The organism is Stenotrophomonas sp. Steno-Z10-BAI (assembly GCF_056393115.1).
This window is the reverse complement of the sequence record NZ_JBWJOZ010000002.1, coordinates 366,281-378,618: the sequence shown is the minus strand read 5'-3', so window position 1 is coordinate 378,618 and position 12,338 is coordinate 366,281. Positions and strand designations below refer to the sequence as shown.

The window sequence follows — 12,338 nt, the reverse complement described above, 5'->3', positions numbered from 1 at the left end:
AGGCAAGCCGCCGCCGCGCCTCCGCCCTGACCCGAGGTTACCCATGACTACCCAGGACGCCCTGCCGGGCGAGCGCCAACAGACCATCCTGCGCCTGCTGCGCGAACACGGCCGCGTGATGTCCGCCCAGCTGGCCGTCGAACTGCAGGTCTCGGAGGATTCGATCCGCCGTGACCTGCGTGAGCTGGCCGCGCAGGGTCTGTGCCGCAAGGTGCACGGCGGCGCACTGCCGGCAGCTCCGGCGTTTCCGGCGTTGGCCGAGCGCCACGAAAAGGACCATGACCGCAAGCTCGCATTGGCCCGGATCGCGGCCGCGCAGGTGCTGCCCGGTGAGCTGGTGTTTCTCGACGCCGGTTCGACCAACAGCGTGATTGCCAGTTGCCTGCCCGCGGATCAGGGCGTGCGCGTTGTGACCAACGCCCCGGATATCGCGCTGGCCTTGATCGCGCGTCCGGGCATCGAGGTCAGCCTGGTCGGCGGCCGCGTGGACCCGCGCATCGGCGCGACCGTGGGCGCGCAGGCGCTGGAAGCGGTCGCCGCACTGCGCGTGGACGTGTGCTTTGTCGGCACCTGCGCGGTGGATGCCGACGCTGGCATCTGGGCGGTGGATGGCGAGGAAGCAACGCTCAAGCGCGCCCTGCTCGCCGCGAGCAGCCGCTGCGTGGTGGTGGCCACGAACGACAAGCTGGGTGCGCAGGCCTCGCACCGGATCGGTGATGTGGACCAGATCGATCTGCTGGTCGTCGAGGCCGACGCGCCGCCTGCACAGGTCGCCGCGTTCGAGCGTCGTGGCGTTGCTCTCCAGCGCGCCGCGCAACACTGAGGTCCGGACCCATGTCGACACTTTCCGCGCCCTCGTCCCTCCTCGCCCGCGGCCAGCAGCACGCCACCCGCGCCGCCTTCTTCCTGCCCGGCTTCGCCACCGCCGCCTGGGCGCCGCTGGTCCCGTTCGCCAAGAACCGCACCGGTCTGGATGAAGGCTCACTCGGCCTGGTGCTGCTGTGCCTGGGCGCCGGTTCGCTGCTGGCGATGCCGATCGCGGGCATGCTCGCCGCACGCCACGGCTGCCGCGCCGTCATGATCGCCACGCTGGTGATGGTGATCGCCACCCTGCCCCTGCTGGCCATCGCGCCCTCGCCAGTGACCCTGGGCCTGGTGCTGTTCGTGTTCGGTGCCGGCGTCGGCGCCTGCGACTGCGTGATGAACATGCAGGCGATCATGGTGGAGCGCGACAGCGGCCGGCCGATGATGTCCGGCTTCCATGCCTTCTACAGCATCGGCGGTGCGGTCGGCGCCGGTGCGATGACCGCCCTGCTGGCGCTTCACCTGCCGCCGTGGCTGGTGTGCCTGCTGGCCTCGGCGGTGATGGCCGGGCTGCTGGCCATCTCGCTGCCGTACTGGCGGACCGACAAGGCACCCAGCGATGCGCCGATGTTCGCGGTGCCGCACGGCGTGGTGCTGGCGATCGGCGTGCTGTGTTTCGTGGCGTTCCTGGCCGAAGGCTCGGTGCTGGACTGGAGCGCGGTGTTCCTGCATGAAGTGCAGCACGTAGATCCCTCCCGCGCCGGCCTCGGTTATCTGGCCTTTGCCATCGCGATGACGATCACCCGGCTGGTCGGCGATGGCGTGGTGGCCAAGCTCGGCCGCCATCGTTCGATCCTGATCGGCAGCCTGGTGGCGGCATCCGGCTTCGCCCTGGCAACGTTCGCCACCTGGATGCCACTGGCACTGTGCGGCTATGCGCTGGTCGGCCTGGGCTGCGCCAACATCGTTCCGGCGCTGTTCTCGATGGCCGGCAACCAGAAGGTCATGCCAGAGAGCCTGGCCATCCCGGCGATCACCACGCTCGGCTATGCCGGTGTGTTGGCCGGCCCGGCACTGATCGGCTTCGTCGCGCAGGCCAGCAGCCTGGTGTTCGCGTTCAGCGCGGTGGCGGTGACCCTGGTGCTGGTGGGGCTGTGCGCGCGGTGGGTGCGCGCCTGAGGCTGCCCACGCCGCTCAGACGCTAGCGCCCGTAACGCGCGAGGATCACCAGCGCCAGCAGCATGATCGCGCTCAGTACCAGCACCATCAGGAAGATCATGCGCCAGCGCGCGGCCTTGCCCTGTTCGCGGCGCAGGCGCTGGCGGTAGGCCGGGTCACGCAGATAACGGATGGGGCTGACCCTGAACAGCGGCGCCAAAAGCAGATCGATCACCTCGAGCATGCCTGCCTCCTTGGCCCGGGCTGCGGGCGCTGCGCCAGCGTTGCATGTGGCGCGGGCCCGGGCAATGCCCCGGCCGCGATAACGCACATGATTCCCATTTGCTGTACGATCCGCCGGCTTTTTCCCAGGCGCGCACGCGCGACCTGCCCCTGCCCGCTCCGGACCGCCGTACGCATGCACACCCTTCCCGCACGCCCCTCTCTCGCCGCGATCGCGGCCGCCGTCGGTTTGGCGCTGGCCAGCGCGCCGCACTTGGCAGCAGCCCAGGTCACCCCGCCCACCGCCACGGACCTGGACACGGTCAAGGTCACCGGCAACTGGCTGGACAACCCCACCGAAGCCAAGCTGCTCGACCACCCGGGTGCGCGCAGCATCGTCGAAGCGCAGCGCATCGCCGAGAGTGGCTCGACCAGCGTGCGTGACGTGCTGCGCCAGATCCCGGGCGTGCAGGTGCAGGAAAGCAACGGCACCGGCGGCAGCGATGTGTCGCTCAATGTGGGCGTGCGTGGCCTGACCTCGCGCCTGTCGCCGCGCTCCTACGTGCTGATGGACGGCGTGCCGATGTCCTACGCGCCCTATGGCCAGCCGCAGCTGTCGCTGGCCCCGGTCGGGCTGGGCAATCTGGAATCGGTGGACGTGGTGCGCGGCGCCGGCTCGGTCCGCTACGGGCCACAGAACGTGGGCGGCATCATCAACTTCGTGACGCGCGCGATTCCGAAGGACTTCGCCGGCTCGCTGGGCTTCGCGTCGGAGATGTACGGCCAGGGTGGCAACCTGAAGACCGTCCCCAGCGTGTTCCTGGGCGGCACCACCGACGGTGGCCTCGGCGCGGCGCTGCTGTACTCCGGCACCCATGGCGACGGCTGGCGCAGCAGCAACGACAAGACCGACATCGACGATGTCCTGCTCAAGGCGTCCTATGCGCTGGGCAACGCGGGCGACCTGGCGATGTCGTTGCATCACTTCGAAGGCAGCGGGCGCATGCCCGGAGGCCTGACCACCGCCGAGTACGCGGCCGATCCGTTCCAGTCCACCCGCCCGTATGACGTGTTCAACGGGCGCCGCAGCGATGGCTCGCTGAAATACAGCTACAGCGATGGCAGCAACAACGTCGAGGTGCTGGGTTACTACGTGGATTCCTTCCGCGGCAGCTACATCGAGCAGGACGGTAGCGGTGCCAGCAACGGCCAGCGCCGGCTCACCGCTGCCCCGCGCAGCTACCACTACCTGGGCGTGGAGCCGCGCTATTCGCGCCTGTTCACCACCGGCACCGTGGTGCAGGAAGTGAGCGTGGGCTACCGCTACCTGAAGGAAGCCAGCAGCGAGGTGGCCTCGCGGACCAGCTACTACCGCCCGAACGCTGCGGCGGCCGGCGTCGATCTGCCGCTGCTGCCCTACCAGACCAGCCGCGGCGGCACGACCGCCAACGCGTTCTACATCGATGACCGCATCGACATCGGCAACTGGACCATCACCCCGGGCGTGCGCGTGGAAGACATCCGCACCTTCAACACCGTCACCAACCTGGCCACCAGTGGCGCGGTCACCAGCGTGCTGACCCCAAGCATCGACTCGCGCGAGACCCTGCCGACGCTGTCGGTGCTGTACCGCCTGACCGATCACTGGTCGCTGTTCGCCAATGGCGGCAAGTCATTCGGCCCGCAGCAGTACAGCCAGCTGGCCTCGACCACCGAAGGCCTGCACCCGGAGTCGGCGACCACGTATGAGCTGGGCACGCACTACACCGGCAACGGCCTGAGCGGTGAGTTCACCCTGTTCAACGTCGACTTCGACAAGGAACTGCAGCTGGCCCGCTCGATCGTCGGCGAAGGCATGTGGACCGACCTGGGCGCGACCCGTCACCGCGGCGCGGAATCGGCGCTGCGCTACGAGATGGGCCAGTTCAACGACGCACTGGCCGGCCTCCAGCTCTCGATGACCTACACCTGGACCGAGGCCACCGCCCGTGCCGGCGCGTTTGCCGGCAAGGACCTGCCGCTGTACTCACGCAATGTGGGCTCGTTCGGCGCGCGCTATGCGATCGACCGCTGGACCTTCAACGCCGATGTGTTCGCCCAGTCCGGCCAGCGCTCGCCGGGCACCCCGAACCCGGGCGCCACCTATGTGACCGAGGAAGACCCGACCGGCCGCCTCGGCGACATCCCCGGCTACGCCACCGTGGCCGTGCGCGCCGGCTACGACTTCGGGCCGGAGCTGCACGATCTGAAGCTGGCGATCGGGGTCAAGAACCTGTCCGACCGCCGTTACTACACGCGCTCCACCGACAACAACGGCGGCAAGTTCGTCGGCCAGCCGCGCACGCTGTACCTGCAGGGCACGATCGCGTTCTGAGGTGCCTGCACATTGCGCGGCCCACGTGGTCGCGCAGCGCAACAAGGGCGCGGCGGCCGCTGGCGTTACCATCGGGTGACTGCTTAACGGATGCGTACCATGACGGCCCTGTCCTTCGATCCCCGCCCGCGCCGCGCGGCCTTCCGTGCACTGCATGACACGGGCTGCTTCGTGCTGCCCAATCCGTGGGATGCGGGCAGCGCACGTTACCTGCACAGTCTCGGCTTCCAGGCGCTGGCGTCGACCAGTTCCGGCTATGCGTGGAGCCAGGCCCAGGCCGATGGATCGCTGACGCTGGATGAAACACTCGCCCATCTCCATTCCCTCGCCGCTGCGACCCCGCTGCCGTTGAACGCCGATTTCGGCGATGGCTTCGGCACGCTGGACGCGGTGGGCGGCAATGTCATCCGCGCCATCGCCACCGGCGTGGCCGGCATCTCCATTGAAGACGCCAGCCTGAATCCTGCGCATCCGCTGCGCCCGCTGGACGATGCGGTAGCACGGGTCCGTGCCGCGCGCCGTGCAATCGACGCGTCTGGCCAGGACGTGCTGCTGATCGGCCGCGCCGAGAACTTCTTCGTCGGCCGCCCCGACCTGGACGATGCGATCACCCGTCTGCGTGCCTATGCAGAAGCCGGTGCGGATTGCCTGTATGCGCCGGGCATCACCACCCGCGAGCAGATCGAAGCGGTGGTGGCCGCGGTGGCGCCGCGACCGGTCAACCTGCTGGTTGGCAGCGCGCTGCCGTTCACCCTGCAGGACATCGCCGGTATGGGCGTGCGCCGGGTCAGTGTCGGAGGTGCGATGGCGCGCACCGCCTGGGGCGGGATGATGCGGGCCTCGCAGCTGCTGATGGACGAGGGCCGCTTCGACGGGTTCGCCGATGCGGCCTCCGGGGCAGTGCTGAACCAGTTGTTCCGTTGATCGGGCTCAGTGACTGGACAGCACCACCACCGCACCGGTGACCAGCGCGATCCCCACCCAGCCGATCGGGCGCAGGCGGTTGCCGAACAGCGCGCGCCCGCAGAGGGCCGTGCCGATCACGCCGATGGCACCCCACATCGCATAGGCCGTGGCCAGATCCATGGTTTTGACCGCCTGGCCGAGCAGCGCGAAGGCGATCCAGACCAGCACGATCGCGGCCAAACCCCAGGCGGGCTTACGGAAGCCATCGGACTTGGCCACCATCATGTTGGCCGCGATATCGATCAGTGCCGAGCACAGCACGAAAAGGAAGGCAGTGAGGTTCATGACGTGTGCGCCTCGCCGAGGGTGACGCAGACGATGCCGACCGCCGCCATCACCAGCCCGATCATCTGCTGCACGGACAGACTGTCCTTGAACACGACAATGCCGACCACTGTCAGCAGCGTCAGGCCCAGGCCTTCCCACACGGCGTAGGCCACGCCGACCGCAATGCCACGCACGGACAGCGCCAGGAAGTAATACGAAATGGCCAGCGCGACGGCCATCACGACATAGCCCAGATAGCCGCCATGACGGGCGGCATCGGCCATGAATGAGGTGCCGACCACTTCAGCGACGATCGCCACGGTCAGGCAGGCCCAGGCGATCAGACCGCCACGGGCACGCGGTTGTGGATGCACCTGTGTGTGCATGGAAAACTCCTTGATTGCGGCCGGGGCATGACACCCAAGCGACGCGGCCAGTATCATCGGCATTTCCATCAGGCCAAAGATGGAATCCATCGATAAAGGCGATACATCCATGCGCTACGGCCCCGAATCCCTACACGCCTTCGTGGAAGCGGCCGCCCTTGGCTCGTTCTCCGCCGCCGCGCGGCGCCTGAAAAAGACCCAGTCGGCCATCAGCACCGCGATCGCCACGCTCGAGGCCGACCTGGGACTCACGCTGTTCGACCGCAGCGGCCGCTACCCGGTCCTGACCGAGGACGGCCTCAAGGTGCTCGGCCATGCGCAGGAAATCCTCGCTGCCGCCGATCGCCTCGAACAGCTGAGCATCCGCCTTGCCGACGAGGTCGAGCCGCGCCTGAGCCTGGTGTTCTCGGACATCTATCAGCTCAACCCGGATCAGCATCTGCTGCGCCGGTTCGAACAGCGGTTTCCGGATATCGAACTGGAATGGCTGGATGCCGAAGGCAGTGACGTGCTGGACGTGGTGCAGCGCGGGCGTGCCCATCTCGGGCTGATGCCGCATCAGCCGGCCTACCCGTCCGAACTGGCGGTGCGCGCCCTGCCCCTGCGCGCGGAGATGGCGGTGTTTGTTGCCGCCGATCACCCGCTGGCCGCTCTGCAGGCGCCGGAGGAATCGCACCTGGCCAGCCATCGCCAGATCTGCCTGAGCGGCGACGCGGCGCGCGAGGGCCATGCACGCGGCCGCACCTGGTCGGCCTCGGATTACCTGATGGTGCTGGAGATGGCCGAGGACGGCTTCGGCTGGGCCGAACTGCCGCGCGCCCTGGTGACGCGCTATGGCCGGGGCATGCTGGTGGAGCTGCCCCTGCCCGGCTGGCCGCGGCTGGTCTCCACCGATGCGGTATGGCGCAAAGGCGCGCCGCTGGGGCCAGCGGCGCTGTGGTTGCTGGATCAGTTCCTGGGGCCAGCCAACGCGTAATCGATCGCCGCGCAGATCGCCGCCACCTGGGCGTCATTGCACTGCTGCGGGGTGGCGCGCGGGCTGTCCGGATACACCTCGGTGGTGGTCGTGTATCTGGCACCGCTGACGCTGGCGCACAGGCCCAGCTTTTCGAGCGGGTACTCGATCACCCCCGGGGCGACCACCGGGGAACCGATGATCTCGCCCTTCTCGTCGGCCGGCGCGATGTGGGTCACCCGCTCCACCGCCGCATTGACCGCGGTCTGGAACGCAGGCTGCGGGTTCTCGCTGTCATCGACAAGATAGAAACCATCGGGAATCAGCCCCGGTTCGAACGGCTTGCCGTCGCGTGCGGCCAGGGCCGGGCGGAACTCGGTCTCATCCGTGTCGGTCGTTTCGTGCAGGTCGATATGCATCGCGATGCTGCCGCGCAGCGGCGCGACGAGGGCCATCAGCGCCGCGGACTCGGCCGCCGGGCTGTTGGCCATGAACGAGCGGTTCGGATCGATCGCCTCGGCGTTCCAGCGCTGGATGCGTTCGTAACCCCAAGGGCTGACACAGGGCACCACCAGCAGATTGGCGCGGCCGGCATACTCCGCTGCGCGGGTCTGCAGGAACTGCAGTGCGCCCTGCACGCCGCTGGTTTCGTAGCCATGGATGCCGCCGGTGACCAGCATCGTCGGCAACGCCGGATTCCAGTCGCGGCTGCGCACCGCGAACAGCGGGTACTGGTCCGGCGCGTAATCCAGCGTGCCGTACTGGCTCACATCGAACGCATCGCGCAGCGCGTCGACCGCTGGCAGGACATCATCGGCATAACGCCGTTGCGGCACCTGGCGGGCACGCCACTGCGCCTTCTCCGCTGCGCCCCAGGGCTGGCCGGGGGTGCCGATGGGATAGAAGGGGGCATTGGTCATGGCGTGCTCGTCTGTGTTGCGGGTGGAAAGGTGATTTTACCATTGCCGCCCACCCGGACTCCCACCTCCCACCTCCCACCTCCCACCTCCCACCTCCCGCTTACCGCTTACCCTCGGCCAAGCTGCGCGATCGCCTCATCGACCGGCTGATCGCCGTCGGTCAACTCGATGATCGTGTGCCGCAGCTTCGGATGTTCCACCAGCGCCACCAACGCGGCAGCCACATCCGCGCGCGGGATATCGCCATAGGCGATCGCCGGGCCGGCCGTGACGCGGCCCGTGCCTGCTGCATCTTTCAAGGTGCCCGGGCGCAGGATCACCCAGTCCAGATCGGTCGCGGCCAGATACACATCGGCGCGCTTCTTGACCGTCATGTAATTCTCGAAGCCCTCGCCCATGCCCTTGTTGCGGCCGGCTTCCGGGAATGCCGAGACCAGCAGGAAGCGGCGCACGCCCGCCTGCCGGGCGGCATCCACCGCCAGTTCAAGACCACGGCCGTCGATGGCGTTGGTCACGTCCACCCCTGCGCCACCGGCACCGGCCGTGAACACCACCACGTCACTGCCGCGCATCTGGCCGGCCAGCGTGTCCACGTCGGTGGCGGTGAGATCACCGGTGACCGGCGTTGCGCCCAGGTCGCTCAGTTCAGCGGCCTGCTCGGCGCGTCGATGCAGCGCACGTACGTGATGCTGCTTGTCGGCCAACTGCTTGACCAGATGACGGCCGACCTTGCCGGCCGCGCCAACGATGAAGACAGTGCTCAAGACGGTTCTCCTGTTTCAATCCGCCTGTCAGGGTACGCAGGTGGATGTGACACGGCCGTCCCCATCGCGGGGCGTGGTTCAGTTGCCGCTGTATTGCGCGTCGCTGACCTGCTCCATCCACGTCACCGGTGAGCCATCGACTGCTTCGGCGATCGCGATATGGGTCATTGCGGTGGCCGCTTTCGCGCCATGCCAATGCTTGACGCCCGGCGGGATCCAGACGATGTCGCCCGGGCGGATCTCCCGCACGGGTTTGCCCCATTCCTGCACGCTGCCCACTCCTGCGGTGACGATCAGGGTCTGACCCAGTGGATGGGTATGCCACGCGGTGCGTGCGCCGGGCTCGAAAGTGACCGTGGCCCCGCCGACGCGCGCCGGCGCATCGGTCTGGAACGGTGCATCGATGCGCACACGACCGGTGAAGTAGTCCGCCGGGCCGGCCGCCGAAGGGGCGGTACCGGCACTGGTGATGCGGATGGGCGCGGTCTCGGCGGGTACGGTGGCCACCATGGAAAGCGACAGTGCTGCGGTGAACAGGTCCATGAAGCGATCTCCTGTGGGGAGCGGCGGTTCGCGCCGCCGGGAGGGTCACTGTAGGCCTGCCCCCGCACGGGCACTAGCCGCCCCGATCGGCATGCAGCCATGACCGCAGCTCATCAATCACGAAAGAAAGCCGCTTGAGTTCATCAGTCCGCCGCGCTCATCATGGGCGCGCATGACTGCCATGCGCCCTTGGCACTGCCCCATGGCCCGCGAGAATTTCAACGATCTGCAGGTGTTCGTCACCGTCGCGCGCGAGCGCAGCTTCACCCGTGCGGCGGCGCAGTTGGGTGTCTCGCAATCCGCACTCAGCCACACGGTGCGCGGGCTGGAAGAGCGCCTCGGGGTGCGTCTGCTGACCCGCACCACGCGCAGCGTCTCCATGACCGAGGCCGGTGAACGTCTGTATGACACTGTCGCACCGCGCATGCAGGAGATCGAGGCCGAGGTCGCCGCGATCAGCGAGTACCGTGACCGGCCCGCTGGCACGATCCGCATCACCACGGCCGAGCATGCCGCCAACACGCTCGTGTGGCCCCGGCTGTCCGCCGTGCTGCCCGCCTACCCCGACCTGCATGTGGAACTGACCATCGACTATGGCCTGGCCGACATCGTCGCCCAGCGCTACGACATCGGCATTTGCCTGGGCGGCCGCGTGGCCAAGGACATGATTGCCGTGCCGATCAGCCCGCCGCTGCGCATGGCGATCGTGGCCAGCCCGGCCTACTTCGCCACGCATGCCGCGCCGCAGCTGCCGGCCGACCTGGCCGCGCACAACTGCATCGGGCTGCGCCTGCCCACCCACGGCGGGCTGATGGTGTGGGATCTGGAGAAGGACGGCGAGGAAGTGAACGTGCGCGTGGATGGTCAGTGGACCTTCAACGGCAGCAGCGCGATCCATCGTGCCGCACTCGTTGGTGCGGGCCTGGCCTATCTGCCCGAGGACATGGTGCGCGATGACATCGCCGCCGGCACCTTGCGGCGTGTCATGGAGGACTGGTGCGATCCCTTCGACGGGTACTACGCCTACTATCCCAGCCGCCGGCAATCCTCGAGCGCCATGAAGGTCGTGATCGAGGCGTTGCGCGCAGGCCGGTAGAACCGACCGTGTACATCAGGGACGCAGCAGCACCTTGCCGTTGCGGCCCGGCTCCAGGCTGGCCTTGGCGGCAGCGGCCACCTCGTCCAGCCCGAACACGCCGTCCACCGGCAGGCTCAATCCACCGCGCGCGGCCAGCTGCAGCAGTTCGCCAACGAGGCGACGCTTGTCCTCCGGCGCCATGGCCTGGCTGACCCTGCTGCCCCAGAAGCCCTTCACCGTGGCCTGCTTGAAGATCACATCGCCCGAACTGAGCTGCATCGGCTCGCCGGTCATCGAGCCGAACGAGACCAGCGTGCCGCCATCGCCCAGCAGCGTCATCAGCTCGCTGCTGGCGCGTCCGCCGACCGAATCCACGGCGGCGGCGATCGAGGCCTTGCCGACCTTGGCCTGCACCTGCGCCATCCAGTCCGACTGCGCGGTGGAGATGGTGTGGTCGATGCCGAGCTCAGCCATTTCTGCCACGCCGGCATCGCGCCGCACCAGGTTGATGCAGTGCACCCCACGCGCCTTGGCCAGCATCGCCAAGGCTTTGCCGACCGCGCCATTGGCGGCGTTCTGGAGGATCCACTGGCCCTCCTTCACCTGCAGGAATTCCAGCAGCATCAGGGCACTGAGCGGCATGGCGATCAGCTGCGCGGCGGTGTTGTCATCGATGCTGTCCGGCATGGGGATGACCATGCGCGCCGGCGCGATGAAGTACTCGGCCCAGGTGCCATGCACCGAGGCGGAGCTGACCCGCTGGCCGATCTTCAGGCCCTCGACGCCCTCGCCCAGCGCCTCGATCACGCCGGTGCCTTCGCTGCCGCCGACCGCAGGCAGCTCGGGCTTGTAGCCGTACTGGCCACGCACGGTCCACAGGTCGTGGTTGTGGATGGGCGCCAGCACGGTGCGGATCCGCACCTCACCGGCCGCGGGGGTCGGCTGCGGCACATCGCCGCCGTGCAGGATCTGGGTCGGATCGCCAAAGGCGGTATGGATGGCAGCGCGCATCAGCAGCGCTCCTTCATCACGATGTTCATGGGGGTGTCTCCTGCAGAAGGAATCAACGGCGATGACGGTGGGCGGCGGCGATCGCGCGCGGCTGGCGGTATGCGCGTACGCGCAGCCAGACCGTCTGGATCACCACGATGATGATCAGCACCAGCGCCAGGGTGGCGATGTTGGCCGCGCCCGGCAGGTCCCAGCCGGACTGTTTGACGTACATGCCGGCCAGCGCCCAGATGACGGCGGCTGGATAGGCGAAATGCCCGCGAAGCAGCTGGTTGACCACCAGCACCAGCAGCGTGGCCAGGACCAGCAGCACCAGGCTCCAGCCGAGCATGTTGTCGGTCGGCAGCCAGCCGTAGGCGACGATCACCTGGGCGGTATTGAGGTAGGCCGCCAACGACAGCCAGCCGGCGTGCAGCCCGAGCGGGTACGCCGCCCAGGCACGCTGACCGCCCGGGGCGGTGATCGGCGAGGCCCGGTAGGCGGCCACGATCAGGCAGAGCAAGGCAGCCCAGATGATGGCCAGCGCCGGCAGGAACCACTGGTTGGAGAACACCGGCATCCAGGCGGCGGTCAGCGCGAAGCCGGCCGCGGCCCAGGGGCGGACCCCGATGATGTCCGGCTTGCGCAGGCGCAACTGCCAGAACCCGAACAGCACATCCCACAGGAAGATCAGGCCCCAGATCGCGAAGGCGTACCCGGCAGCGACCAGCAACGTGGGGTACTGGTCGGAGACTGCACCGTTGGTCGGGCCGAACATGCCGGTCTGTGAGAACCACGCCACCACGGGCATGGCCAAGGTGGCCAACAACACGATCCAACGCATGCACCCACTCCAGCTGAAAAGAGCGGTGACGATACGCGGTTCAGGGTTAAGGCGTTGGGATGCCTCA

14 protein-coding genes are annotated in these 12,338 nt (G+C 68.2%); 6 read left to right on the top strand and 8 right to left on the bottom strand.

Features of this window, described 5'->3' with window-relative positions:
* Positions 1-43: 43 nt before the first annotated feature.
* Both AC06E9_RS06675 and AC06E9_RS06670 read left to right on the top strand, forming a co-directional pair.
* Positions 44-823: a DeoR/GlpR family DNA-binding transcription regulator gene (locus tag AC06E9_RS06675; protein ID WP_461769901.1), complete on the top strand. Its 780-nt coding sequence runs from the start codon at positions 44-46 to the stop codon at positions 821-823.
* A gap of 11 nt (positions 824-834) precedes the next feature.
* Complete coding sequence (locus AC06E9_RS06670) at positions 835-1,983, top strand: MFS transporter (protein WP_121036946.1); 1,149 nt, start codon at positions 835-837, stop codon at positions 1,981-1,983.
* A 22-nt stretch (positions 1,984-2,005) separates the two neighbouring features.
* Here the strand turns inward: AC06E9_RS06670 and AC06E9_RS06665 are convergent, their stop codons facing one another.
* The gene (locus tag AC06E9_RS06665; RefSeq protein ID WP_152151417.1) at positions 2,006-2,206 is read right to left on the bottom strand and encodes a hypothetical protein; all 201 of its coding nucleotides are present in this window, start codon (positions 2,204-2,206) and stop codon (positions 2,006-2,008) included.
* Between the two features lie 174 nt (positions 2,207-2,380).
* Here AC06E9_RS06665 and AC06E9_RS06660 point away from each other — a divergent pair, with 174 nt between their 5' ends.
* Both AC06E9_RS06660 and AC06E9_RS06655 read left to right on the top strand, forming a co-directional pair.
* On the top strand, positions 2,381-4,558 hold the full coding sequence (locus AC06E9_RS06660; RefSeq protein ID WP_478055752.1) for a TonB-dependent receptor family protein: 2,178 nt from the start codon (positions 2,381-2,383) through the stop codon (positions 4,556-4,558).
* Between the two features lie 99 nt (positions 4,559-4,657).
* Positions 4,658-5,482 (top strand): isocitrate lyase/PEP mutase family protein, encoded by an 825-nt coding sequence (locus tag AC06E9_RS06655; protein ID WP_478055751.1) that lies wholly within the window; start codon positions 4,658-4,660, stop codon positions 5,480-5,482.
* 6 nt (positions 5,483-5,488) lie between these two features.
* On the opposite strand, the gene AC06E9_RS06650 is transcribed toward AC06E9_RS06655, so the two are convergent.
* Together AC06E9_RS06650 and AC06E9_RS06645 are read right to left on the bottom strand one after the other, a co-directional pair.
* Positions 5,489-5,809 (bottom strand): DMT family transporter, encoded by a 321-nt coding sequence (locus tag AC06E9_RS06650; RefSeq protein ID WP_152151411.1) that lies wholly within the window; start codon positions 5,807-5,809, stop codon positions 5,489-5,491.
* Complete coding sequence (locus AC06E9_RS06645; RefSeq protein ID WP_478055750.1) at positions 5,806-6,177, bottom strand: DMT family transporter; 372 nt, start codon at positions 6,175-6,177, stop codon at positions 5,806-5,808. The genes AC06E9_RS06650 and AC06E9_RS06645 overlap by 4 nt, the downstream gene beginning before the upstream one ends.
* A 109-nt stretch (positions 6,178-6,286) precedes the next feature.
* Here AC06E9_RS06645 and AC06E9_RS06640 point away from each other — a divergent pair, with 109 nt between their 5' ends.
* A complete protein-coding gene (locus AC06E9_RS06640) occupies positions 6,287-7,153 on the top strand; it encodes a LysR family transcriptional regulator (protein WP_478055749.1) in 867 nt (288 codons plus the stop codon).
* Here the strand turns inward: AC06E9_RS06640 and AC06E9_RS06635 are convergent.
* The 3 genes from AC06E9_RS06635 to AC06E9_RS06625 all read right to left on the bottom strand — a co-directional run bounded on the left by AC06E9_RS06635 (position 7,126) and on the right by AC06E9_RS06625 (position 9,359).
* Positions 7,126-8,052, bottom strand: a complete 927-nt coding sequence (locus AC06E9_RS06635) for a M14 family metallopeptidase (RefSeq protein ID WP_461769906.1) — start codon at positions 8,050-8,052, stop codon at positions 7,126-7,128. The two genes, AC06E9_RS06640 and AC06E9_RS06635, sit on opposite strands and share 28 nt — an antisense overlap.
* A gap of 107 nt (positions 8,053-8,159) precedes the next feature.
* A complete protein-coding gene (locus AC06E9_RS06630) occupies positions 8,160-8,816 on the bottom strand; it encodes an SDR family oxidoreductase (RefSeq protein ID WP_478055748.1) in 657 nt (218 codons plus the stop codon).
* Between the two features lie 78 nt (positions 8,817-8,894).
* A complete protein-coding gene (locus AC06E9_RS06625; protein ID WP_121036954.1) occupies positions 8,895-9,359 on the bottom strand; it encodes a (R)-mandelonitrile lyase in 465 nt (154 codons plus the stop codon).
* 202 nt (positions 9,360-9,561) lie between these two features.
* On the opposite strand from AC06E9_RS06625, the gene AC06E9_RS06620 reads away from it, so the two are divergent.
* Positions 9,562-10,455, top strand: a complete 894-nt coding sequence (locus AC06E9_RS06620; RefSeq protein WP_478055747.1) for a LysR family transcriptional regulator — start codon at positions 9,562-9,564, stop codon at positions 10,453-10,455.
* Positions 10,456-10,470: 15 nt separating this feature from the next.
* Here the strand turns inward: AC06E9_RS06620 and AC06E9_RS06615 are convergent, their stop codons facing one another.
* Positions 10,471-11,448, bottom strand: a complete 978-nt coding sequence (locus AC06E9_RS06615; protein ID WP_478055746.1) for a zinc-binding dehydrogenase — start codon at positions 11,446-11,448, stop codon at positions 10,471-10,473.
* A gap of 52 nt (positions 11,449-11,500) precedes the next feature.
* Positions 11,501-12,271: a hypothetical protein gene (locus AC06E9_RS06610; protein WP_478055745.1), complete on the bottom strand. Its 771-nt coding sequence runs from the start codon at positions 12,269-12,271 to the stop codon at positions 11,501-11,503.
* Between the last annotated feature and the right edge of the window lie 67 nt (positions 12,272-12,338).

Excerpts from the sequence above, each read along its gene's own strand:
- AC06E9_RS06660 (WP_478055752.1), top strand. The coding sequence starts at position 2,381 with ATGCACACCCTTCCCGCACGCCCCTCTCTCGCCGCGATCGCGGCCGCC.
- AC06E9_RS06625 (WP_121036954.1), bottom strand. The coding sequence starts at position 9,359 with ATGGACCTGTTCACCGCAGCACTGTCGCTTTCCATGGTGGCCACCGTA.
- AC06E9_RS06650 (WP_152151411.1), bottom strand. The coding sequence starts at position 5,809 with ATGAACCTCACTGCCTTCCTTTTCGTGCTGTGCTCGGCACTGATCGAT.
- AC06E9_RS06665 (WP_152151417.1), bottom strand. The coding sequence starts at position 2,206 with ATGCTCGAGGTGATCGATCTGCTTTTGGCGCCGCTGTTCAGGGTCAGC.
- AC06E9_RS06670 (WP_121036946.1), top strand. The coding sequence starts at position 835 with ATGTCGACACTTTCCGCGCCCTCGTCCCTCCTCGCCCGCGGCCAGCAG.
- AC06E9_RS06645 (WP_478055750.1), bottom strand. The coding sequence starts at position 6,177 with ATGCACACACAGGTGCATCCACAACCGCGTGCCCGTGGCGGTCTGATC.
- AC06E9_RS06610 (WP_478055745.1), bottom strand. The coding sequence starts at position 12,271 with ATGCGTTGGATCGTGTTGTTGGCCACCTTGGCCATGCCCGTGGTGGCG.
- AC06E9_RS06640 (WP_478055749.1), top strand. The coding sequence starts at position 6,287 with ATGCGCTACGGCCCCGAATCCCTACACGCCTTCGTGGAAGCGGCCGCC.
- AC06E9_RS06615 (WP_478055746.1), bottom strand. The coding sequence starts at position 11,448 with ATGCGCGCTGCCATCCATACCGCCTTTGGCGATCCGACCCAGATCCTG.
- AC06E9_RS06675 (WP_461769901.1), top strand. The coding sequence starts at position 44 with ATGACTACCCAGGACGCCCTGCCGGGCGAGCGCCAACAGACCATCCTG.
- AC06E9_RS06635 (WP_461769906.1), bottom strand. The coding sequence starts at position 8,052 with ATGACCAATGCCCCCTTCTATCCCATCGGCACCCCCGGCCAGCCCTGG.
- AC06E9_RS06620 (WP_478055747.1), top strand. The coding sequence starts at position 9,562 with ATGGCCCGCGAGAATTTCAACGATCTGCAGGTGTTCGTCACCGTCGCG.
- AC06E9_RS06655 (WP_478055751.1), top strand. The coding sequence starts at position 4,658 with ATGACGGCCCTGTCCTTCGATCCCCGCCCGCGCCGCGCGGCCTTCCGT.